Origin of the sequence: Streptomyces sp. NPDC048196, assembly GCF_040652715.1 — a bacterium.
GTDB classification, from domain to species: domain Bacteria; phylum Actinomycetota; class Actinomycetes; order Streptomycetales; family Streptomycetaceae; genus Streptomyces; species Streptomyces siderophoricus.
The window spans coordinates 107,290-129,137 of sequence record NZ_JBEZMM010000006.1; the positions used below are offsets into that span (position 1 = coordinate 107,290).

Annotated in this window: 17 protein-coding genes and 1 riboswitch; of the genes, 6 read left to right on the forward strand and 11 right to left on the reverse strand. The window is 71.9% G+C overall.

Going from position 1 to position 21,848, the window contains the following annotated elements; all coding sequences use genetic code 11:
* Positions 1 to 14 precede the first annotated feature (14 nt).
* From AB0E02_RS09740 to AB0E02_RS09750, 3 genes are all read right to left on the reverse strand, one after another.
* Positions 15 to 1,229, reverse strand: coding sequence for a beta-ketoacyl-[acyl-carrier-protein] synthase family protein (locus AB0E02_RS09740; protein WP_362137462.1), 1,215 nt, complete (start codon positions 1,227 to 1,229; stop codon positions 15 to 17).
* A 182-nt stretch (positions 1,230 to 1,411) separates the two neighbouring features.
* On the reverse strand, positions 1,412 to 2,290 hold the full coding sequence (locus AB0E02_RS09745; RefSeq protein WP_362137631.1) for a serine hydrolase: 879 nt from the start codon (positions 2,288 to 2,290) through the stop codon (positions 1,412 to 1,414).
* Positions 2,281 to 3,261 carry a LysR family transcriptional regulator gene (locus AB0E02_RS09750; RefSeq protein WP_362137463.1) on the reverse strand — a complete coding sequence of 327 codons (981 nt, stop codon included), beginning with the start codon at positions 3,259 to 3,261 and terminating at the stop codon, positions 2,281 to 2,283. The genes AB0E02_RS09745 and AB0E02_RS09750 overlap by 10 nt, the downstream gene beginning before the upstream one ends.
* An 85-nt stretch (positions 3,262 to 3,346) precedes the next feature.
* Here AB0E02_RS09750 and AB0E02_RS09755 point away from each other — a divergent pair, with 85 nt between their 5' ends.
* Together AB0E02_RS09755 and AB0E02_RS09760 are read left to right on the forward strand one after the other, a co-directional pair.
* The gene (locus AB0E02_RS09755) at positions 3,347 to 4,330 is read left to right on the forward strand and encodes a PHB depolymerase family esterase (protein ID WP_362137464.1); all 984 of its coding nucleotides are present in this window, start codon (positions 3,347 to 3,349) and stop codon (positions 4,328 to 4,330) included.
* A gap of 58 nt (positions 4,331 to 4,388) precedes the next feature.
* On the forward strand, positions 4,389 to 6,038 hold the full coding sequence (locus AB0E02_RS09760; protein WP_362137465.1) for a penicillin-binding transpeptidase domain-containing protein: 1,650 nt from the start codon (positions 4,389 to 4,391) through the stop codon (positions 6,036 to 6,038).
* Between the two features lie 88 nt (positions 6,039 to 6,126).
* Here the strand turns inward: AB0E02_RS09760 and AB0E02_RS09765 are convergent, their stop codons facing one another.
* Entirely contained in the window at positions 6,127 to 6,774 is a 648-nt protein-coding gene (locus AB0E02_RS09765; RefSeq protein WP_362137466.1) for a response regulator transcription factor, read from the reverse strand.
* Positions 6,759 to 8,012, reverse strand: coding sequence for a histidine kinase (locus AB0E02_RS09770; RefSeq protein ID WP_362137467.1), 1,254 nt, complete (start codon positions 8,010 to 8,012; stop codon positions 6,759 to 6,761). Before AB0E02_RS09770 ends, AB0E02_RS09765 begins: the two co-directional genes overlap by 16 nt.
* 154 nt (positions 8,013 to 8,166) lie before the next feature.
* On the opposite strand from AB0E02_RS09770, the gene AB0E02_RS09775 reads away from it, so the two are divergent.
* Positions 8,167 to 8,478: a hypothetical protein gene (locus tag AB0E02_RS09775; protein WP_362137468.1), complete on the forward strand. Its 312-nt coding sequence runs from the start codon at positions 8,167 to 8,169 to the stop codon at positions 8,476 to 8,478.
* A 12-nt stretch (positions 8,479 to 8,490) separates the two neighbouring features.
* Positions 8,491 to 8,664, forward strand: coding sequence for a hypothetical protein (locus AB0E02_RS09780; protein ID WP_362137469.1), 174 nt, complete (start codon positions 8,491 to 8,493; stop codon positions 8,662 to 8,664).
* A gap of 143 nt (positions 8,665 to 8,807) precedes the next feature.
* Here AB0E02_RS09780 and metE read toward each other — a convergent pair whose 3' ends face one another.
* The 4 genes from metE to AB0E02_RS09800 form a co-directional block, all read right to left on the reverse strand.
* Positions 8,808 to 11,144 carry a 5-methyltetrahydropteroyltriglutamate--homocysteine S-methyltransferase gene (gene metE, locus AB0E02_RS09785; protein ID WP_362137470.1) on the reverse strand — a complete coding sequence of 779 codons (2,337 nt, stop codon included), beginning with the start codon at positions 11,142 to 11,144 and terminating at the stop codon, positions 8,808 to 8,810.
* A gap of 175 nt (positions 11,145 to 11,319) precedes the next feature.
* Positions 11,320 to 11,542: riboswitch (cobalamin riboswitch) on the reverse strand.
* 14 nt (positions 11,543 to 11,556) lie between these two features.
* The gene (locus tag AB0E02_RS09790; RefSeq protein ID WP_362137471.1) at positions 11,557 to 14,124 is read right to left on the reverse strand and encodes a SpoIIE family protein phosphatase; all 2,568 of its coding nucleotides are present in this window, start codon (positions 14,122 to 14,124) and stop codon (positions 11,557 to 11,559) included.
* Between the two features lie 115 nt (positions 14,125 to 14,239).
* On the reverse strand, positions 14,240 to 14,746 hold the full coding sequence (lspA, locus tag AB0E02_RS09795) for a signal peptidase II (RefSeq protein ID WP_362137632.1): 507 nt from the start codon (positions 14,744 to 14,746) through the stop codon (positions 14,240 to 14,242).
* A gap of 256 nt (positions 14,747 to 15,002) precedes the next feature.
* Positions 15,003 to 16,451: a glyceraldehyde-3-phosphate dehydrogenase gene (locus AB0E02_RS09800; RefSeq protein WP_362137472.1), complete on the reverse strand. Its 1,449-nt coding sequence runs from the start codon at positions 16,449 to 16,451 to the stop codon at positions 15,003 to 15,005.
* A gap of 466 nt (positions 16,452 to 16,917) precedes the next feature.
* Here AB0E02_RS09800 and AB0E02_RS09805 point away from each other — a divergent pair, with 466 nt between their 5' ends.
* Complete coding sequence (locus AB0E02_RS09805) at positions 16,918 to 17,349, forward strand: VOC family protein (protein ID WP_362137473.1); 432 nt, start codon at positions 16,918 to 16,920, stop codon at positions 17,347 to 17,349.
* A gap of 104 nt (positions 17,350 to 17,453) precedes the next feature.
* Here the strand turns inward: AB0E02_RS09805 and AB0E02_RS09810 are convergent, their stop codons facing one another.
* Positions 17,454 to 18,320, reverse strand: coding sequence for a dienelactone hydrolase family protein (locus AB0E02_RS09810; RefSeq protein WP_362137475.1), 867 nt, complete (start codon positions 18,318 to 18,320; stop codon positions 17,454 to 17,456).
* A 209-nt stretch (positions 18,321 to 18,529) separates the two neighbouring features.
* Positions 18,530 to 20,068, reverse strand: a complete 1,539-nt coding sequence (locus AB0E02_RS09815; RefSeq protein WP_362137476.1) for a PAS domain S-box protein — start codon at positions 20,066 to 20,068, stop codon at positions 18,530 to 18,532.
* Between the two features lie 341 nt (positions 20,069 to 20,409).
* Between AB0E02_RS09815 and AB0E02_RS09820 the strand changes: the two genes are divergently transcribed.
* Positions 20,410 to 21,843: an ATP-grasp domain-containing protein gene (locus tag AB0E02_RS09820; RefSeq protein ID WP_362137477.1), complete on the forward strand. Its 1,434-nt coding sequence runs from the start codon at positions 20,410 to 20,412 to the stop codon at positions 21,841 to 21,843.
* Positions 21,844 to 21,848: the final 5 nt, after the last annotated feature.

Below are 21,848 nucleotides of genomic sequence, written 5' to 3' on the forward strand. Positions count from 1 at the left end.
TGTCGACCGGTGGATCAGTCGGTGAACACGAGACTGACGTTGTGACCGCCGAAGCCGAAGGAGTTGGCGAGCGCGGCGTGCCACCGGCCGGTGCGGTTCTCGCCCCGCACCACGTCCAACTCCACGCGGGGATCGAGCCGTTCGAGGTTGCGTACGGCCGGTGCGACGCCGTCCCGGAGGGTGAGCAGCGCCGACAGGGCACCCACCGCGCCGGAGGCGCCGAGCATATGACCGGTCATCGACTTGGTCGCGGTGACCGGGGCGTGGTCCCCGACGGCGAGGCCGATGGCGCGGGCCTCGGCCAGATCGCCGGACTCGGTGGAGGTGGCGTGTGCATGCACATGGCCGATGTCCCGGGGGCTCACCCCGGCGTCCCGTAGCGCGGCGTCGATGGCGTGGACCTGGCCCTCCGTGTTGGAGGCGGTGATGTGGTCCGCGCTCGAACCGATGCCGGCCCCGGCCAGCGTGCCGTAGGTGCGGGCCCGCCGGGCGCGGGCGAACTCGGCGCGCTCCAGCACCATCACGCATCCGCCCTCGCCCATGACGAAGCCGCTGCGGGCCTCGTCGAAGGGCCGGGAGACGGACTCGGGGTGCTCGCGCTGCGGGGAGAGGGCCTTCATCTGGGCGAAGGCGGCGAGGGGGAAGGGGTGCAGGCATGCCTCCACCCCGCCGGCGACCACCACGTCCGCCCGGTCGGCACGTATCAGGTCCAGCGCCATGGCGAGTGCTTCGGCGCCCGAGGCGCAGGCGCTGACCGGGGTGCGGGCGCCGCCCTTGGCGCCGAGGTCCATGCTCACCCAGGCGGCGGGGCCGTTGGACATGAGCATGGGGACCGCGAACGGCGAGAGCCGGCGGGCGCCGGACTGCTCGAAGAGGTCGTCCTGGCCGAGGGTGGTCAGCATGCCGCCGGTCCCGGTGCCGATGACGACGGCGAGCCGTACCGGGTCGACGTCCGGGGCGCCGGCGTCCTGCCAGGCTTCTCGCGAGCTGACCAGGGCGATCTGCTCCACGCGGTCCAGCTTCCGCGCCTCCGCCCGGGGCAGCGCGGCCGCCGGGTCGTCGGAAAGCCCGGCGGCGATGTGGACCGGGAGGTCCGCGGCCCACTCCTCGTTCAGGGCCCGCACGCCGGACTTCCCCGCCAGCAGGCTCGACCAGGTCGACGGCGCGTCACCGCCCAAGGGCGTCATCGCACCGACACCGGTCACCAGCACCTGATCCGTCGCGGCCATCCCCGCTCCTCCCAAGGCATAGGAAACTGACAAGGTCTGCAAGGACCTCCCCCGATCATGCCAGCGATTCACCAGCGAAAAGATCAGCAAGTGGACCGATTCGACGACCTCGGAACTGTGGAAACCTCACAAGATAGGTCCAGACAAATGCCGTGGCGGAGAGGCGGCGTAAGGAAGGCCGGCTACGGCGCCCGCAAGGCGTCGACGGCGATGCGGGCGGCCGTGCCGATGACGGCGTCGGCCGCGGGCAGGGTGGCGGCGGTGTTGGCGGTGCGGGTGAAGACGGCGACGGCGTAGCGGCCGCCGTCGGGGTACTCGACGACGCCGACCTCATTGCGCACGGTCGGCAGACTGCCGGTCTTGCCCGCCACGTGCACGTCGTCGAAGGGGAAGCCGGAGGCCATCCGGTGCGGCCAGACCTGCAGGCCGAGGATGCGGCGGACGGCGGCCCCGTGCTCGGGGGTGCAGGCCTCGTCACGCCAGACGGCGCCGAGCAGGCGGGTCATGTCGCGCGGGGTGCTGTGGTTGGTGCGCGCCGGATCGAGGGCCCGGAGCCGGGCGATGACGTGCGGGTCGGTCAGCGCCCGGGCGCCGCCGGGGCCGGCGTCCGCCCGTATGGTGGCGAAGAGTTCGCCGAAGGTGTGGACGGCGTGCGTGCCGGTGAGGCCGAGGCGTGGCATGGTGCGGTTGACGGCATCGAGGCCGACGCGCCCCAGCAGGAGGTCGGCGGCGGCGTTGTCGCTCACCGCCATCATCAGGTACGCGACATCGCGCACGGACATCCGGACGGGGTCGAGCATCGCGGCCAGTCCGGTGGGGCCCGGTGTGCGGCCGGCCGACGGGCACTCGATGTGTTCGCCGAGGTCCAGGGCGCCGGTGGCGGCCAGGTGGTGCAGGGTGACGAGCAGACAGAGTTTGTGGACGCTGGCGGTGCAGACCAACTGGTCGGCGCCCACGTCGAGTTCTGCGCCGGAGTCGATGTCGAGGGCGTGCAGCCAGCCGGTGACACCGGCTTCGGCGAAGGCCGCCTGAATGCGGGCGGGGGTGTCGGTCACAGCCAGTACTCCGATGCCGGGCGAAGGTGCAGCGGTTGTGAGGGCACCTCGGCCCGCGCGCCGGCGGTCGTGCGCAGCGCCTGCGTGGCCGCGTCCGCGAACGCGCCGACGGCGGCGTCGCCCCGGCCCTTCGGCCAGGCCACGGAGTGCCGCCAGGCCAGCGGGGCACCGGCGAGCGGACGCCACACGACCCCCGCCCCGGTGTCCGCGCCCGGGTCGCGGACGTCCGCGGGCTGGGTGTCGTACGGGCCGAAGGCCACCGCCCCGGCGGACAGGACCAGCCCGCGGACGAAACTCGCGCCCTGACCGTGCCGGACGGCGGCGGGCGTGAAGCCGTTGCGGGCGCACGTGGTGAGCAGGTCGTCGTACAGCGCCGGGGCGCTGCCGCGGGGGAAGAGGATCAGGTCGTAGCCGGTGAGCGAGGCGAGCGGCACCTCGTCGAGCGCGGCAGCGGCGGCGCTGTGCGGCAGCAGCACCCCCAACTCGCGGCGCAGCACCGGGCCCAGCTCCAGACCGGTGACGTCGCAGGGGTGGTGGATGACGCCGACGTCCAGGTCCTGCGAAGCGAACCGGGCGAGTTGCTGAGCGGTGGACAGCTCGTGCAGTTCCAGTTCCAGGCCGGCATGGCGTCGGGGGAAGTCCGCCAGGACCGCGGCGACGGTCTCACCGGCGAGGTCGGGCAGCAGGGCGGCGCGCAGCAGGCCGGTCTCGCCGTCCCGGATGCGGCGGGCGGTGGCCATGAACGCCTCGGAGCGGGCGAGGAGTTCACGTGCCTCCGCCAGCAGCAGCGTGCCGGCTTCGGTGATCGTCACCTGCCGGCTGGTGCGCTCGAACAGCCGGACCCCCAGCTCCCGCTCCAGCCGCTGGATGCGCTGCGACAGCGGCGGCTGGGCGATGCCGAGACGGGCCGCGGCACGGCCGAAGTGTGACTGTTCTGCAACAGCCACGAAGCACTCCAGATGCCGAACCAGGTCCATGGCCAGCGATCATATCGGCAATTGATCGATCCGAGATCGATATCGGTCTTGGACAGGATGCGGCGGGCATTGCTCTCCTCAAGGCATGGATGCCTTCCCCACACCGCGTCGCCGCCGCCCCGCCCGCGCCTGGTACCTCGCCCTCGCCCTGCTGCTCGGACCGGCCCTCGCCGGATGCGGTACGACCGAGCGGCCGCAGTCACCGGCCAAGTCCACCGGCTCCCCGGCCCCCAAGGCCGACACCTCCCACCAGCAGCTGCGGGTGGACGGCCGCACACGGGAGTACCAACTGCACCGTCCCACCGCCCCCGACGGCCGGCCCCGGCCCCTGGTCATCGCCTTCCACGGCCGCGGCTCCACCGCCTCGTACCTGCGCGAGCAGACCCGCCTGGACGAGGACGCCAGGGCCCGCGGCATGCTGATCGCCTATCCGGAGGGCCTGGGCAAGCTGTGGGGCGCCGGCACCCAAGCGACCGCGCGGCGGCCGGATCCGGACCTCGACGTGCGGTTCACCAAGGCGCTCATCGCCGAACTGGTGCGCACGGAACGGGCCGATCCCAAGCGGGTCTATGTCGTCGGGTTCTCCAACGGCGGCTCGATGGCCCTGCGCATGGCGGCCCAGAGCCCCGGACTGCTGGCGGGAGCGGCCGCGGTGTCCGGCGAACTCCCCACGGGGAAGGCCGCCGTCAAGCCCACCGGAGCGGTGCCGCTCATGATGATTTACGGCGCGGACGATCCCGTACGCCCGCTCGCCGGAATGCCCCATCCCTCCCCGGCCCCCGCCGGCGAGGAACCGGTCACCCCGACCATGTCGGCACACGACAGCGCCGCGGCGTTCGCGGCCGCGGGCGGGGCCACCGCATCGGCCCCCTCGACCACCAAGGCCGAAACGGGTTACGACCGCACCGTGTGGCATCTGGCGGCCCCCGGAGCGACCGTCCAACTCCTGGTCATGCACGACGCGGGACACAGCTGGCCGGGCTCGCGCATCAAGCCGCCGGCGGGCTTCGGACGCACCAGCACGGCGCTGAACGCGACCCGCACGATCCTCGATTTCTTCCACCTCTGAAGACCGGCCTCCGGCTCCGCCCGACCGACCGACCTCCCTGCCAGACAAGGACTTTCCGATGCCCCGATCCGGCGACACCACCCCCGCCACCCCTCGCCGTCGCAGACCGCGCCCCCTGGTCCGCACCGTGACCTCGGTGGCGGTGGTGAGCGCGGTCGTCGTGGGCGGGGCCTACGCGGCCGGGCTCGGCCCCTTCGCCCGGGGCGCCACCGGCCCCGAGCCCGCGGCCCTGGCCCAGGCGCGGGCGTTCCTCGCCGACTGGGCCGCCGGGCGCCTGCCGAACGCGGCCGGCCGCACCACCAGACCCGCCACGGCGCAGGAAGTGCTGCGCAATTTCACCGCCGGCCTCGACATCCGCCGTCCCACGCTCACCGTCGCGGCGGCGCCCACCCAGGCCGCGGACGACACCGTCGACGTGCCCTTCACCGCCACGATGCCCATAGCCGGCCTGGGCACCTGGACGTACCGGTCGAAGCTTCCGCTCCGTGAACAGTCCGACGGCAGCTGGAAGGTGGACTGGTCACTGTCGATCGTCCATCCACGGCTGAGCGGCACCAAGAAGTTCCACCTCGAACGCGAGGACACCGAAGCCACCCCGGACGTCACCGACCGCACGGGCGCGTCCCTGTCGGCGGCCAAGTTCCCCTCGCTCGGCACCGTCCTGCACCAGCTCGACGCCGGGACGGACGACGACGGCGGCGCGCGCGGGGCGATCCAGCTCGTCGACCGGGCCACCGGGAAGGTCGAACGCACGGAAGCCACCTTCGCGAAGAAGCCCGACCGGCCGGCCCGCCGGCCCGTCCGGACGACGCTCGACGCCACCTGGCAGGCCGCCGCGGAGAAGGCCCTCGCCTCCGGTGCCCACGGCAGGAACGCCTCGCTCGTCGCCCTCCGGATCGACAACGGCGAGATCCTGGCGATGGCCAACTCCCCGTCGTCCGGCTTCAACCGCGCCGTCTCCGGCACCTATGCGCCCGGCTCCACGTGGAAGATCGTCACCAGCAGCGCCCTGCTGCTCAAGGGCGCCGTCGCACCCTCCGACGTCGTCGACTGCCCCAAGTACCTCACGGTGGGCAAGGAGTTCCACAACGTGGAGACCTCCGAACACCGCAACGCGACCTTCCTGAAGGACTTCACCGAGTCCTGCAACACCGCCTTCATCAGCCTGCGCGGCAAGCTCGGCGCCCGGGAACTGGGCGACGTCGCCGGCAAGTACTTCGGCGTCGGCCAGAAGTGGCATGTGGGCATCGCCTCGTACGACGGGTCGGTGCCGGCGCCGCGCGACGAGACCGAGCAGGCCGCCTCGATGATCGGGCAGGGCAGGATCCAGGCCAACCCGCTGATCATGGCCTCGGTCACCGCCACCGCGGTCTCCGGCAGCTTCCACCAGCCCTCGATCACCCACGGGAACCAGGACACGACGACCACCACACCGCTGCCCCGCAAGGTCGTCACCCAACTCCGCACGATGCTGCGCACCACCGTCACGGACGGCACCGCGCGGGTCCTGGCCGGTCTGCCCGGCGACATCGGCGCGAAGACCGGCACCGCCGAGGTCTCCGACGACGAACCCAACAACGGCTGGCTCGCGGCGCACCGCGGCAACGTCGCCGTTGCCTGTGTCGTCGAACAGGGTGTGACTGGCGGCGGCTCGGCCGGTCCCGTCATCCGCGACCTGCTGAACGCCGTGCCCACCGATCCCTCGTGACCTCGGCAGCACCGTCCTGATCGAATTCCGTCACCAATTGGCCGTGGAATTCCCGGGTGCGCCGATACCCGTACCTGAATGCTCCCGTTCACGCCTTGTTCAGATAGGCCAGGACCGCGAGGACGCGGCGGTTGTTGTTGTCATCATCGGTGATGCCGAGTTTGCCGAACATGGAGGTGGTGTATTTGCTGATGGCGCTGTCGCTGAGGAAGAGCCGCCGGCCGATGGCCTGGTTGGACAGTCCTTCCGCCATCAGGCCGAGCACGGAATGTTCGCGTTCGGTGAGCCGTTCCAGGCGGCGGTTCGAGGAGCCGCTGGACAGCAGTTTGGCGATGACGGCCGGGTCCATCGCCGTCCCGCCCCCGGCCACGCGTTCCAGCGCATCGATGAATTGATCGGCGTCGAACACGCTCTCCTTGAGGAAATAGCCGATACCGCCGGCGCCGTCGGCCAACAGCTCGCGGGCATAGAGCTGTTCCACGTGCTGGGAGAGGATCAGGACCGGCAGCCCGGGAAGTTCGCGGCGGGCGGCCAGAGCCGCCCGCAGGCCCTCGTCCGACTGCGTCGGCGGCATGCGGACATCGACGACGGCCACATCCGGCCGCCATGTCAGCAGGGCATCGAGCGTCTCGGGTCCGGTGGCCGCGGTCGCCACCACCTGGTGTCCGTACGCCTCGATCAGGCGGACCATCCCGTCACGCAGGAGGTAGAGGTCTTCGGCTACGACGATTCGCATGGCAGCACCATTCTCGCGCAGGTCGGGCCGCCTGCCGGACTGCTGATCTCCAGGGTGCCGTCGAAGACCGCGAGACGGCGGCGCAGCCCGGCAAGTCCGCCGCCCGCACGCTCGCCGGCTCCGCCGCGGCCGTCGTCCGCCACCTCGACGACGAGCTCGGTGCCGTCCAGTGCGAGGGAGATCCGAGCCCGGGTCGCACGGGCGTGCTTGACCGCGTTGGTCAGCAGTTCGGCGATACCGAAGTAGACGGCGGACTCGATCGGCGGATCCAGGCGGAGCCGGAGGTCGGCGTGGACATCGGCCTCCAGCGGGCTGTCCAGGGCCAAGGCGCGTACGGCGTCGACGAGCCCCCGCTCGTTGAGCACCGGCGGGTTGATGCCCCGGACCAGTTCGCGCAGTTCGGTCAGTGACGTGGCGGCGCCGGCCCGTGCCTCCCGCATCAGCGCCTTGGCCCGGTCGGGGTCGGTCTCCATCAGCTTCTCCGCAGTCGCCAGGGAGAGCCCGAGCGAGACCAGACGGGCCTGCGCGCCGTCGTGCAGGTCCCGCTCGATCCGGCGGATCTCCGCCGCCTGCGCGAGGGTGGTGTCCGCACGCTGGGCCGTCAGCTCGTCCACCCGGCCCGCCAGCGCCATCGCCGGCGAAGGGCGCAGGAAGCGGACGGCCACCGGCTCGACGGTCCGCCAGGCGTACGGGGCGCTCGCGACGGCCAGGACCAGGCCGAGCACCCCGGCCAGGCGCAGCGGGAGCTCCGAGCGGCCGAGGCCGAGGACGGCCGCCGCGACTCCGGCCGGCGGGACGGCCCCGGTCACCCCGATGGTGAGCGGCGCGATCACCATGAACCGCAGGTCGCGCCAGGTCGCGGGATCGCTCCACCACAGGCGCCACCGCTGCTCCTGGCGGGCGTCCCGGCTGCTGCGCCGGTAGGAGAACCCGTTCCACCAGTATCCGGTGGACATCCGCACCACCGGCTCGGCCTGCCGGTACCCGGCGGGGATGACGGTGCCGGTCCACTTCGCGACGAGGTGGCGGACCGCCCGGCAGAGCGGCCGGGACACGGCGAACGTGCCGATGCCCGCCCACACGAACACCGCTGTCCACGCCCACGGGTTCCCCGCCCACCGGACCCCCAGCGCGACGGCGGCCCACACGGCCGGCACCAGCAAGCTGACGGCCGCCACCACACACGCCCGGACGAACCCCGTCCCGGCACCCGCCACCCACCACCCCAGTTTTCGCATGACCATCCCTTGTCGCTTCTCCTCGGCAGTGCTTCCACTCTGCGCTGCGCACAGCGTGATCCCCGCCGGACCGACCCGGTAGTGGGCCTGGCCCCACTCACCCGTACGTCCAGGCGCATACCGCGCCCCTCGTGCGCTCCGTAGCGTCGACGCCATGACGACGACACGAAGCACGAACGACACCAGCCCGCACACCGCCGGCACCCACGGCCTGGGCACCACCGGCCGGCCCTCGGCCGCGCCGGACCACCTCCACCCTCCGCGCACCCGGCGGGACTTCGGCACGGTGAAGAAGCTCGTCGCGGCCTACGGTGCGCTCAGCTCCGTCGTCCTGATCACGGTCGCCGTCCGCGCGATGACGGGACATCCGGTGACCTCGTTCCTGTGGGGCCGCTCGGGCGGAGTGCTCGCGAGCGCCGCGGTGATCTACTGGATGACCGTCCTCGCCGCACGGGGAACCCGGTGAGCCTATCTTCGCGTGCGCATCCTCTCGGTGCTCATGCCGCTCGTGATCGTCGGCGTCGACCTGATCCCCGGCATCTGTCCGCCGTGGTTCGCCCTGATCCAGGCCGCCTCCGCCCTCCCCCTCGCCGCAGCCGCTTTCGTCAGCAACGGGTCCCGCCTGCGGGCTGCCTTGCCCAAGGGCTCCTAGGAAGGGATCTTCTGACCACGCCGTGGTGCCTGCCAAGATCCAGGCATGGCACTACCTCGCCGGCAGCGACTCATGAGCCGCCGGGCCCCACGTCCGGCACCGTCGCGATGCCGCACCGGACGTGGGGTTCGCTCACCGGGTGCTCAGGAGGAGCTGGTCGGAAGCGTGGCGCGGACGGTGCGCGCCGCGGTGACCAGGTTCTCCAGGGAGGCGCGCACTTCCGCCCAACCGCGGGTCTTCAGGCCGCAGTCCGGATTGACCCACAGCCGCTCCGGCGGGAGGGCCGCAAGCCCCTTGCGCAGCAGGGCCGCCGCCTCGTCGACATCGGGGACGCGGGGCGAGTGGATGTCGTAGACGCCGGGTCCGGCCTCGCGGGAGTAGCCGGCCGCGGCGAGTTCGCCGGCGATCTGCATGTGGGAGCGGGCCGCCTCCAGGCTGATGACGTCGGCGTCGAGGTCCTCGATGGCGGCGAGGATGTCGCCGAACTCGGCGTAGCACATATGGGTGTGGATCTGGGTGTCCGGGCGTACGCCGCCGGTGGTCAGCCGGAACGCCTCGGTGGCCCAGGCCAGGTACGCCGGGCGGGCGTCGGCGCGCAGCGGAAGGGTCTCACGCAGGGCCGGCTCGTCGACCTGGATGACCGAAGTCCCGGCCGCCTCAAGGTCGTTGACCTCGTCGCGCAGGGCGAGGGCGACCTGGCGGGCGGTGTCGGCGAGCGGCTGGTCATCGCGGACGAAGGACCAGGCGAGCATGGTGACCGGGCCGGTGAGCATGCCCTTGACGGGCCGGCCGGTGAGCGACTGGGCGTAGGTCGTCCAGCGCACGGTCATGGGCTCGGGGCGGGCGAGGTCACCGGCGAGGATCGGCGGGCGGACGTAGCGGGTGCCGTAGGACTGGACCCAGCCGTGCCGGGTGGCGAGGTAGCCGGAGAGCTGTTCGGCGAAGTACTGGACCATGTCGTTGCGTTCGGGCTCGCCGTGCACCAGGACGTCGAGCCCGGCCTTCTCCTGGAAGGAGATCACTTCCTGGATCTCGGCCTTGATGCGTTCCTCGTAGGCGACGGCATCGATGCGGCCGGCCCGCAGGTCGGCCCGGGCGGTGCGCAGTTCGCCGGTCTGCGGGAAGGAACCGATGGTGGTCGTCGGGAGCAGCGGCAGCGAGAGCTGGGCGCGCTGCGCGGCGGCCCGCCGGTCGTACGGCTGTGAGCGGCGGGTGTCGCGGTCCGTGACGGCCGCGGCCCGGGCACGTACGGCGGGGACGCGGGTGATCGGCGAAGCGGCACGGGAGGCCAGGTCGGCGCGGTTGGCGGCGAGTTCGGCGGCGATGGTTTCCGTGCCGCGGCCGAGACCACGGGCCAGGGTGACGACCTCGATGGTCTTCTGACGGGCGAAGGCCAGCCAGCGCAGGATCTGCGGGTCGATGTCGTGTTCGGCGGCGGTGTCGAGGGGGATGTGCAGGAGGGAGCAGGACGCGGCGACATCGATATGTCCGGCGAGTCCGAGGAGGGTGCCGAGGGTGGACAGCGACTTCTCGAGGTCGTTGATCCAGATGTTCCGGCCGTTGACCACGCCGGCGACCAGCCGCTTGCCGGGCAGGCCGCCGACGGCGGCGAGGTCGTCGAGTTGGGCGGCCGCGGCCCCGGTGAAGTCCAGCGCGAGCCCGTCCACCGGCGTCCTGGCCAGTACGGGCAGGGCCTCACCCAGGCGGTCGAAGTACGAGGCGACCAGCAGCTTCGGCCGGCCGGTGAGGGCGCCGAGCTCTCGGTAGGCGCGCTCGGCGGCGTTCAGTTCGGCCGGGGTGCGGTCCTGGACGAGGGCCGGCTCGTCGAGCTGCACCCATGCGGCGCCGGCCGCGTGCAGGTCGGCGAGGACCTCGGCGTACACCGGCAGCAGGCGGTCCAGGAGGGTGAGCGGCTCGAAGCCGGCGGCGACACCGGGCGCGGGCTTGGCGAGCAGCAGGTAGGTGACGGGGCCGACGAGGACGGGGCGCGGGGTGTGGCCGAGTGCGAGCGCTTCGCGCAGCTCACCGACCTGCTTGGCCGAGTCGGTGGTGAACACCGTGTCCGGGCCCAACTCCGGCACCAGATAGTGGTAATTGGTGTCGAACCACTTGGTCATCTCCAGTGGCGCGACGTCCTGGGTGCCGCGGGCCATGGCGAAGTAGCCGTCGAGCGGGTCGGCGGCGACGGCGTCCCGGTGGCGTCCGGGGATCGCACCCACCATGACGGTGGTGTCCAGGACATGGTCGTAGTACGAGAAGTCGCCGGTCGGGACCTCGTCGATGCCGGTGTCGGCCAGCTGCCGCCAGTTGGCGCTGCGGAGCTCGGCGGCGGTCCGCCGGAGGGCGTCGGCGGTGACCCGGCCCTTCCAGTATCCCTCTACGGCCTTCTTCAGCTCCCGTCGCGGGCCCTGCCGGGGGTAGCCGTACACGGTGGCCCGTACGGTCGCGGCCGCGGACTTCCCGGCCCCTGTCGCTGTCACGGTCACAAGAAACTCTCCTTCGCGAGCTTGTCTCCTACGGATCCCGGAGACGGAACGGAGGCGCGAAGGACGAACGAACCGGACGGAACGGCCGAAGAGTTCAGCAACGGCAGGCCACTGCCCGGTCTGTACGCCGACCCGCCCTCGAAGGTCACCGGGATGTCCGCACGTGATCCCTCACGCGCGGGCAACGGGCAGGTCTTCGGACTCGCGGGCACATCCACCCGTCGAAGGGCGGACACCTACTGGCCGTCGCTTCCCAGACCCGTCCGGGTCCAGTGCGTATGACGGCGCTCGTTCCCACTCACCGCTGCGGGGCAGTCCCGGAATCCCACCGGGTTCCCTCTTACGACGCACCTGCCTGGCGGACAGGGCGAACCAGCTGCCCGACCAGCCTAACCCCCCTCCGTGGCTATCGGCCCGTCGCGGCCGGCCGGTATTCGGTGAGCAGGAGGGCGATGTCGTCGGCGCGGTAGGAGGAGCGCTGGGCGTGGTGGAGGAGGCGGTCGGCGAGTTCGTCGAGGGAGTCGGCGCGGGCGTGGGCCATCGAGGCGCGGAGGTGGTCGATGCCCACGTCGATGGGGGTACCGCGCTCTTCGACGAGGCCGTCGGTGTAGAGGGCGAGCGCGGAGCCGGGTGGCAGGTCGACGGGGGTTTGCGGATAGTCGCTGGAGTGGTCCACGCCGAGGAGGGGGCCGGTCTCCAGGTCCAGTACGTCGGTGTGTCCATCAGGGTGGCGGAGCAGGGGCGGCGGGTGACCCGCGCGAACGGCCCGGACGCGGTGGCCGGCGGGGTCGAGGTGGAGGTAGCAGCAGCTGGCGAGGAGGCCGGTGCCGAGGTCGATGAGGGTGCGGTTGGCGCCCGCCAGGACGTCGCCGGGGGCGTGCCCCACCGCGACGAACGCCCGTACCGCGCTGCGGAGTTGGGCCATGGTGGCGGCCGCCGCGATGCTGTGTCCCTCGACGTCCCCGATGACCAGGGACACGCCGTCGGTGGCCGGGATGACGTCGTACCAGTCACCGCCGATGTCCATGCCGCTGGTGCAGGGGAGGTAGCGGGCCGTGGTCCGCAGGTCGGGGAGGGCCGGGAGCCGGTGCGGCAGCAGGGCCTGTTGGAGGCCGCGGGCGAGGGCGAATTCGGAGTCGTAGAGCCGTGCGCGTTCCAGGGCCTGGGCGATCAGGCCGGCGAGCGCGGTGAGCACGCTGCGGTCCTTGGCCGTGAAGTGATGGATCTCGTCGAAGCCGAGGACACAGGTGCCGGCGGGGCGGCCGGAGGCGATCAGCGGGAGGTACGCCCAGGAGTTCACGCCGCCGACCGGGATACCGGGGTACCCCTGGGAGAGGCTCTGCTGTGACTCGATGAAGAGCGGGACGCCGGAGGTCAGGGTTTCGGTGCCGGGCAGCGGCGCGTGCAGCGGCATGCCGTCCAGCCAGTCGAGGAAGCCCTCGTGGTGGCCGGTGTGGAAGATCAGCTGCATCGTGCCGTCACGGACCGCGTAGAGGGCGAGTTGCTGGCCGCCGAACGCCGGAAGGAGCTGCTCGGCGACGACTTCGCAGACCTGGTGGGTGGTGACCGCCTCGGTCAGCGCACTGCCCAGTTGCAGGACGTGGTACATGACGCCCAGCCGGGCCGGTGCGGCGGCCACGGTGGTGGAGGGGGCCGGGGCGGTCGGCGATGCGGCCGGCTGTGGCGGTGCGGTCACGGTGGGCGGCCCGGCGGGTTCCGGGGCGGCGTCCGGGCGGCCGGTGGGGACCACCCGGCCGGTGACGCCGCTCGGGTCGGGGTGGAGGGAGAAGGCGAGCCACTGGTCGGGCGGGCGGCAGACGAGGAAGGACGTCGGCGTCTGCGAGACCATCGCGGACCGGTGCTGGTACTCGATCGCGGGGTCGGACAGCCACGGCAGGGCGTCCCACAGGCAGTGCCCGACCACCTCCTCGTCGCTGACGTCCAGCAACTGCTCCAGACTGCGGTTGGCGTAGCTGACCCGGCCGTCGGGGGTGAGGGAGAACAGTCCGTCCCGCAGGCGCTCGACCGCCGCGGCCGCCGCGCGGCCGGCCCGTGCGTCGACGACCACTCCGACGAGATGGGTGCGCGCCCGGTCGTCCGGCAGATCGGGGACCCGGCCCCAGAGCACCACGGTGCGGTACCCCTCGCTGCTGCCGTGCCCCTCACCGCCGCCTTCCGCGCCACCGCCCGGCCCGGCGCCCGCGCCCTCACGTACCCGCAGGGTCCGGGACACGACCCTCCCCTCGGCAGCCGCCGTACGGGCCGCGGCACGGAACGCGGCACGGTCACCGGGATGGAGACGGGAGGCCAGGGTGTCCGCCCGCGCGTCGAAGGCTTCGGGGTCGAGGCCGAAGATCGCGCAGAAATCGCCGTCCGCGGTGAGGGTGCCCGCGGCCAGGTCCCAGTCGAACAGGCCGGCCCGGACGGCCGGGGCGGAGGGGGCCGGGGTCTCGACCGGGGCCGTGCCCGCATCGCCCTCCAGGGAGTCGCCGGTGCGGTCACGCAAGGCCGCCAGGGACGCGCCGAGGCGGTTGGCGACGGCCCGCAGATGGCGCCGCTGGGTCCTGGTCAGCCCGTCGCTGCCGGGCGGCGCGGCCCATACGACCGCGAGCGCGCCGAAGGCCTCCCCGCCCGCGCCCACCGGTACGGAGCAGGAGCCGAAGGCGTACGGCAGGGCCACCGCGAGCTGGGGGAAGCGGCGCATGGTCTCGTCGGCGTCGGCCAGATGGATGGTGCGCCCGGTGCCGTACGCGACCGCGACCGGTATCGGGCTGCTCACCGGAACGAGGCCCCAACCGCCCAGCAGGGACGGCGGCACGCCGCAGGTCGCGGCGAGCACCAGGGAGCGGCGGTCGCGGGAGCGCAGGAAGACGCTTCCGGCGTAGGCGCCCGCCCCCTGAACGGCCTTGACGACGGCTGCCGCCAGCAGGTCGTCGCGCTCCGCCGTCTCCTCGCGCACGGTCGACCGGCCCATGCCTCCAGTGTGCGCAGAGGCGGGCCCGGCGGCCCAGACGGTGACCCGACGCAAGGGGTCCACTACCAAGGGTGCGCGAGGGCCTCGTGAAGCCGAACGGCGCCGGGCGGCCGGATCAGGCCTGGGCGGGGGCGGAGGGGCCCGTGTCGGTCGCCTCTTCGCGGGGTTCGCCCAGCTCCCACCCCCGGAAGGCGAAGAACACGATCAGGACGCCCCCGCAGACGATCGCCCAGTCGGCGAGGTTCATCACACTGAAACCGCGGACGGAGATGAAGTCGACCACCGCGCCCTGGAGTTGGCCGGGAGTGCGGAAGAGACGGTCCGTCAGATTTCCCAGTGCACCGCCCAGCAGGAGGCCCAGGGCGATCGCCCACGGGACGCTGTAGAGACGGCGCGCCAGACGAACGATCACCAGCGCGACGGCCGCGGCAATCACCGTGAACACGACGGTACTGGCTGCGCCCATGCCGAACGCCGCACCGGAATTGCGTATCACCCGCAGCTGCAGCCAGGTACCCATCACGTTCACCGGGTCGTGGTGTTCCAGCTTCGCCACCACGGCCAGCTTGCTGAACAGGTCTACCGCGTAGGCCAGGCACGCCACCGCCAGGAGGAGCGGGATGCGCCGCCTGCCCTTGGCTTCCGCTCCCCCGTGCTCGCTCCGGCCATCCGCCGCCGCGCCCCGCCCCGGATTCGTCACTGTCGGTCCCCTCGACGTCTGTATGTCCCACCCATGATCGCTCATGCCGCCTGCGGAGCCGGGGCATACTCCGCGACTCACTCGCCCCGCCCGAACACCTCCGGCCTGCCTTCCGGAAGACCGAAAGACAGGCCGGATCAGAGAGATCGGAGAGGTGCGACCGGGCGGTCCGCCGGGATCAGACCGCCGGCGGCGCCGGGTAGGTCGGGTACTCCACCCCGGAGACGTGCTGGACGACGCGGATGACCTGGCACGAGTAGCCGAATTCGTTGTCGTACCAGAGGTAGAGGATCGCGTTGTCGCCGTCGACCTTGGTGGCGCCGGCGTCCACGATCGAGGCGTGGCGCGAGCCGACGAAGTCCATGGAGACGGCGTCGGGGGCGGTGGTGAAGTCGATCTGGCGCTTCAGCGGCGAGTGCAGGGAGACGTCGCGGAGGTAGTCGAGGACCTCCTCGCGGTTGGTCTCGCGCCCGAGCCGCAGGCTGAGGATCGCGATCGAGACGTCCGGCACCGGCACACGGATCGAGCTGCCGGTGATCGGCGCCTTGAGGTCGGGCAGCGCCTTGGCGACGGCGGAGGCGGCGCCGGTCTCGGTGATGACCATGTTCAGCGGCGCGGAGCGGCCGCGGCGGTCGGCCTTGTGGTAGTTGTCCAGCAGGTTCTGGTCGTTGGTGAACGAGTGGACGGTCTCCACGTGACCGCGCAGCACACCGTACTCGTCGTCCATCGCCTTCAGCGGCGGCACGATCGCGTTGGTGGTGCAGGACGCGCAGGACAGGATCTGCTCGTCCGGCTTGATCGTGTCGTGGTTGACGCCGTGCACGATGTTCGGGACGTCGCCCTTGCCCGGGGCGGTCAGCACGACCTTCTCGACACCGGGGCGCAGGTGCTTCGACAGGCCCTCGCGGTCGCGCCACTTGCCGGTGTTGTCGATGAGGATGGCGTCCTTGATGCCGTGCGCCGTGTAGTCGACCTCGGAGGGGTCGTTGGCGTAGATCACCTTGATCGCGTTGCCGTTGGCGATGATCGTGCTGTTCGCCTCGTCGACGGTGATCGTGCCCTGGAACTGGCCGTGGATGGAGTCACGGCGCAGCAGCGAGGCCCGCTTCACGAGGTCCTGCTCGCCGCCCCCACGGACGACGATGGCACGCAGCCGCAGGCCGTTGCCCGAGCCGGCCTTCTCGATGAGCAGGCGGGCGACGAGGCGGCCGATGCGGCCGAAGCCGTAGAGCACGACGTCGCGGCCATCGCCGCGCTCGATCTTGTTGGCACCCGTGGCACCGGCGACGGCCTCGGCGGTGAACTCCTCCACCGAGAGACCGCGGTCGTCGGTCCGGTACGACTCGGCGAGCAGGGCGATGTCGATCTGCGACGGGCCGAGATCGAGCGTGGTGAGAGCCTGCAGGAACGGCAGCGTCTCGGTGACCGAGAGTTCCGCCCCGGCGATCTGCCGGGCGAATCGGTGGGTCTTGAGGATGCTGACCACCGACTTGTTCACCAAGGAGCGGCTGTGAAGCAGGACCGTCACGTCCCGCTCCCGGTGCAGCTTCCCGATGATCGGGATCATCGACTCCGCGATCTCCTCGCGGGTCTTCCAATTGGTGAACGAGTCGTCGTTGACAGTCACAGGCTTATCTTTCGAGCTAGGCGGTGCTCATATGCTAACCCCTCGTCTTTTTGATCATTCAAGCGGTCCCACCTGAACGGCATCCGGCCATCGCCCCCATGACCGCCCAGTGAGCGAAATGTCCCGCTATGCGGCGTAAGTGCGTGGCATTGTGAGGCGATTCACCCGATCCGCTCCGGTCGCGCTCCCGGCCCCAGGGGCACCCGGTACGAGCCACCTCCCCCGGCCGGACGGATCACCACCCCGCGGGGACCGAAAACCACGTTGCTCCAGCCGCCGATGATCACTAAGGTCAGCCGGGTGACTGCCGGGTCGGCCATGGGCCATTCCACAGTGAGGCTCCCGGCCTCGGCGTGAGCCCGAGGCGGGCAAGAGCCCCGCCCCCTCTCCGCGTCTTCTCGCTCGCGGCGCCCCCACGTGGCGCCGCTTTCCCAGCACTTCCCAAGACCCGGAGACACACCACACCGTGCCGTACGACCCGAACCAGCAGCCCGACACCTCCGAGCTGCCGACCACCGTCGCCCAGCTCAACCACACCGCCGTCTACGCCAGTGACCGCCAACTGTCCGCCGAGTTCCTCGCCGCGATCCTGGGCCTCAAGGTCAGCGCGCCGTTCGGCCCCTTCGTGCCCGTCGACCTCGGCAACGGCGTCACGCTCGACTACTTCGAGAAGCGCGACGAACCGATCCAGTCGCAGCACTACGCCTTCCTCGTACCGGACGCGCAGTTCGACGCCATGATCGACCGTCTCGAAACGCTCGGCGTCACCTACTTCGCCGACCCCCACCACACCGAACCCGGCCGGATAAACCACCTCTTCGGCGGCCGCGGCGCGTACTTCGTCGACCCTGACGGCCACAACATGGAGATCATGACCCGGCCCTACGTCCGTCCGTAGGTTCGTCACCACGCCTGTCGGCCCGGGTCAACTCCCGGGCCGACAGGGTGGGTTAATCGGTCGACAGGGCGCGTTCACCCGTCGGCAAGGCCAGTCCACCGTTCCTAACCGGCCGGCGTTTCCGCGGTGGCGGCGGGGGTGGCGTCGTGCCCCTCCAGCAACCGGTTGCGGAACAGGTCGAGCACGCCGTCCAGTGCTGCGCGGGTCGGCTGGCCCGGTTCGTCGATGAGGTGCTCGGTGAGTACGGAGTGCGGCCGCAGCACGGCGTCGGGGTTCGCGGCGTCGTCGTCGAGTTCGACCGCGAGGAACGCGTCGCCGAGTTCGCGGCGGAGGAAGGCGAACCGGTCGCCCGGCACCAAGCGGTCCGTGCGGAAGCGCAGCCCCATGACCTGAAGGCCGTCGCGTTCGCAGCGGGTGCGGACGGCGGCGAGGTCCTCGCGGGAGATGTCGATGCCGGCGGCGCGACTCCTGGTGACGGGCAAGGGCAGCGAGGGCTGGGACAGGACGGGGGCCACGAGGCGCTCGTCGACGGCCATGGCCAGGGCGAAGCCGCCGGTGAGGCACATGCCGACGGCGCCGACGCCGGGGCCGCCGCAGCGCTGGTGCTCATGGGCGGCCAGCGCCCGTAGCCAGGTCACCACGGGGGAGGACTTCCCGGTGGCCAGCGTGGTGAATTCGCGGCTCACACACACCTTCCCGAGGGAAGAGGCCAGATACGAGGCGGACTTGAGCCGACGGCCGGCCGCGAAGTCGGCGGGGCGGCCGGGCGTGCCGAAGAGCACCGGGAGGACGGCGGTGCAGCCGATGGCGGCCACCCGTTCCGCGAAGTGCAGCACCTTGGGCGTGATCCCTGGAATTTCCGCCATCACGATCACCGCGGGGCCGGTACCGCGACGCAGGACCTCGCGGGTGACTCCGTCGTGGGTGAAGGCGTCGCGGTCAAAGCCGGTCGGGTGCTGATCTGCTGCCATGGAGTGCCCCATCCTGTCCTGGTCAAGTGCCGCGGAATTCCGTGGGAGTTGGATCATGATGCCGGTCCGGGGCCGGGAGCGCAGCGGTGAGCATCACGGCAGTGGTGAGGATCACGGCGGGGAGTGAGGGGCATGGCGGGGCGAGGATCACGGCGGGGGTGAGGGGCGTGGCAGCGCGGTTGCAGGCCGTGTTTCCGCGCCCCCGACCCTCACGTGGCGCTCTGTGGATGGCCTGCCGTTGCCGAACGGGGCGGCCAGGACTGGGGGGCGAGGATGCCGAGGACGTAGGCGCGGGCGACCAGGGCGCATCGGGTGGGGGCGTTGAGGAGGTCGCGCAGGCGGCTGAGGTGGTAGTCGACGGTTTGGCGGGAGAGGTGGAGGGAGGTGGCGATCTCGGCGTTGCTGCGGCCCGCGGCCAGGAGGGACAGGATGCGTACCTGGCTGGCCGTCAGCGGCGGATGGGGTTCGTGGGCCAGGCTCTGGTGGGTGATCACTGCCCAGACACTGGCCGCGCGGGACGGGCCGCGACCCACGGTGGTCAGGTGCAGTTGGGCGCGGCGCTGGCGACCGCGGCCGTCGACGAGGACGGTGGAGGTCTCGATGCGCCGGCTGCGGCGGGCTATCAGGGCGTGCCAGCTCCGCCGGAGTGCGGGTAGGTCCGGGGCGGGTGCGAGCAGGGTGTGGGCCCGGCGGCCCACGAGGTCGGAGAGCCGGGTCTGCAGGAGTTCTGCGGCTGCCGCGCTGGCCTGGAGGATCCTTCCCCCGGCGGAGATCAGGGCGCACGGCAGACCGCTGTGGTCGCGCAGCGCGTACAGGTTCTCCTCGGCCTGCTGGCGCTGGTGGAGGGCGCGGGTGTGGTCGCTGATGTCGATGTAGATACCGGCCACACAGGTCTGGGTGCCCTCGCGTACGGGGAAACGGTGGCCGGCCGCGTGGCCGGTGGTGCCGTCCGCGCGGTGGTAGGTGAGGGTGTGCCGCACCGGTTTGCCGCGGGCCAGCACCTCTTGGTCCAGGGCGAGCACCCGGTCGGCGTCGGCCGGGGCGTCGACCTGGCGTACGTCCTTGCCGATGACGTGCTCGGGGGTGGTTCCGTAGAGGTGCGCGTAGGCGTGGTTGGCCCATACGTAAAGCCCGTTGGGGTCACGGATGAAGGCCGCGGCGGGCGCGAGGTCGGCGAAGGCGTCGTAGCGGCGGGTGGTGGTGGCGGGCGGGGAAGCAGGGGCGGCCGCCGGGGGCGGGGTCGGCTCCGGGCCGGGGGCTGACGCCGATTCCGGGGACGGTTCCGGGGCCTGTTCTGTTGCCGGTTCCGTGGCCGGTTCCGGGGTTACCTCGACCGCGATGCCGCGGAGGCGGTCCTGTCGGGGTGGGTCGAGTGGCCAGTTCACGTCGAAGAGCCGACCGTCGAACCGGGCTCGCCAGTGGTGACCGGTCCGCCAACGGTCACCGGTCCACCATCCGTCGCCGGCCCGTGAGGTGTCTGTGACACGTGAGGTGTCCGCGGCCCGTGAGGCGTCAGTCACCTGTGCCGGTTCGCCGGCCCGCCCTTGGCCGGTGGACTGCGCCCGATGGCTCGCCCGCGGCTGGTCGAGGGCCTGCCACTGGTCCGTGACGGTGTCGAGGAAGCGCTGGGCGGTGCGGGTGTCGTCGAAGGCTCCTCCTCCGCTGTCGATCACCCGTAACTCGCGGTCGGCCTCCCACCAGGACACCGGGAGGTGTTGGAGCAGCGACTTCAGACCGGTCTCGTCCACGACGGCCTCTCTGTGACGAAGAGACGGAGAGATGGCGGGGCGTTCGGCCACCTGGCGTCCCGGGCCGGCTCGCCCCTGGCATGCGTATCCCCCGCCACCACGCCGTATGCCCGGTTCTCGGCCGATCTGGTGGCGCGGAATCCCATACGGCATCACAGAACCTTCACAGCCGCTCGGCGAACTCCACAACTCTGGCGTTTGCCTGAGGGTTCGGCGCCCGTGAGAGCAGATTGGGCACCGTCCGGCTGGTTCTCTGGAAGTACCGCGGCGAGGCAGTCGGCCGCCGCGACGACAACGGCCGTTCCCACGGCCCTCCCCGCCTGTGAAGGAGTCGGATTTCAGTGAGCACGGTGCTGTTCGTGTATGCCAAGGGCGGACCGCCCTTGGGGTATGCCCTGTCACGGGTCGCCGCTCGGTCGGCAGTGCACCTGCTGGCACTCAGCACGCTTCCGCCCACCGTCGCCGCCTCCGCCGAGCGCCGGTGCGCGTCCGTACGGACCGCCACCGGGCCCGAGCGGGGCGACCTGGTGTCCCTGATCGTCTCCCGGGCCCAGGCCGTGGGCGCGGACGCGGTCATCACCTTCTCCGAGTACGCCGTCGTCGCGGTCGCCGAGGCCTGCGAGAAGCTCGGCCTGGCCGGCGCCGGCGCCTCCTGTGCGCTCGCCCGTGACAAGCGGCTGATGCGCCGGGTCTGGGAGCGGCAGGGCATCGCCCAGCCGCGGTTCCGCCCGGTGGCCGACGAGCGGGAGCTGCAGGACGCGGCTGCCGCGCTCCGCCTCCCCGTGCTGCTGAAGGCCGCCTGGAGCGCCGGCTCCACCGCGCACCGGATCATCCGTTCCACCGACGAGGTCCCGGCTGCCTGGCAGCGGGCCCGCGAGGTGATGGCCGAATCCGCCGAACTGGGCTACGCGGAGCTGCACGTGGCCGACGCCGGGGCCGACTTCCTGGTCGAGGAGATCGTGCCGGGCACCGCGGACGGCTGGTTCGACCAGGCGGGCTGGGGAGACTACGTCAGCGTCGAAGGCGTCGTCGTCGACGGCGTGTTCCGGCCGGTCTGCCTCAGTGGCCGGATGCCGACGGTGGAACCGTTCACCGAACGCGCCGGCATCACCCCGGCCGCGCTGCCGGCCGACGCCCAGCGGCGCGTCGTGGCCCTCGCCCGCGAGGCCGTAGACGCGCTGGGGCTGGAGAACTGCGGTACGCACACCGAGATCAAGCTCGGTGCCGACGGCCGGATGTGGGTCATCGAGACCGCCGCCCGGTTCGGCGGGGCGATGACCGTGCCGCAGATCGAGGAGGTCTTCGGCCTGGACCTCATCGGCATGCTCGTCGACCATCTGCTGGGCCGCCCGGTGTCCTGGCCCGCCCGGGCCCTCACCCCGCAGGAGGCGCGCGGCGCGGCCGGCTCCCTCGTCGTACTGGCCGTGGACGGTGCCGGTGACGCCTGGCCGGACCGGCGGCGGTGGGACTTCCCGACCGTACGGGACGCGGTGCCGCTCAGCGCCGGCAGCCGGCTGTCCGTAGTGGCCGAGAACTCGCTCCCGGACGGCTCCCCGGTCCCGGTGTACGACCCGGCCGCGGGCGCCAACACGATGGCGGCGCTGTGCCTGTTGTCCGCCACCGACCCCGAAACCGTGATCCGCGACTTCCGGACTCTGGTGGACGCGTTGCCGTCGGTGCTCCCCCAGGAGGAGAGCCACGACGAGCACGAGGACACGGAGAAGGCCGGGACGGACACCCAGTGCACGACGAAGACCGCGGAGGCGCGCTCATGACCCTC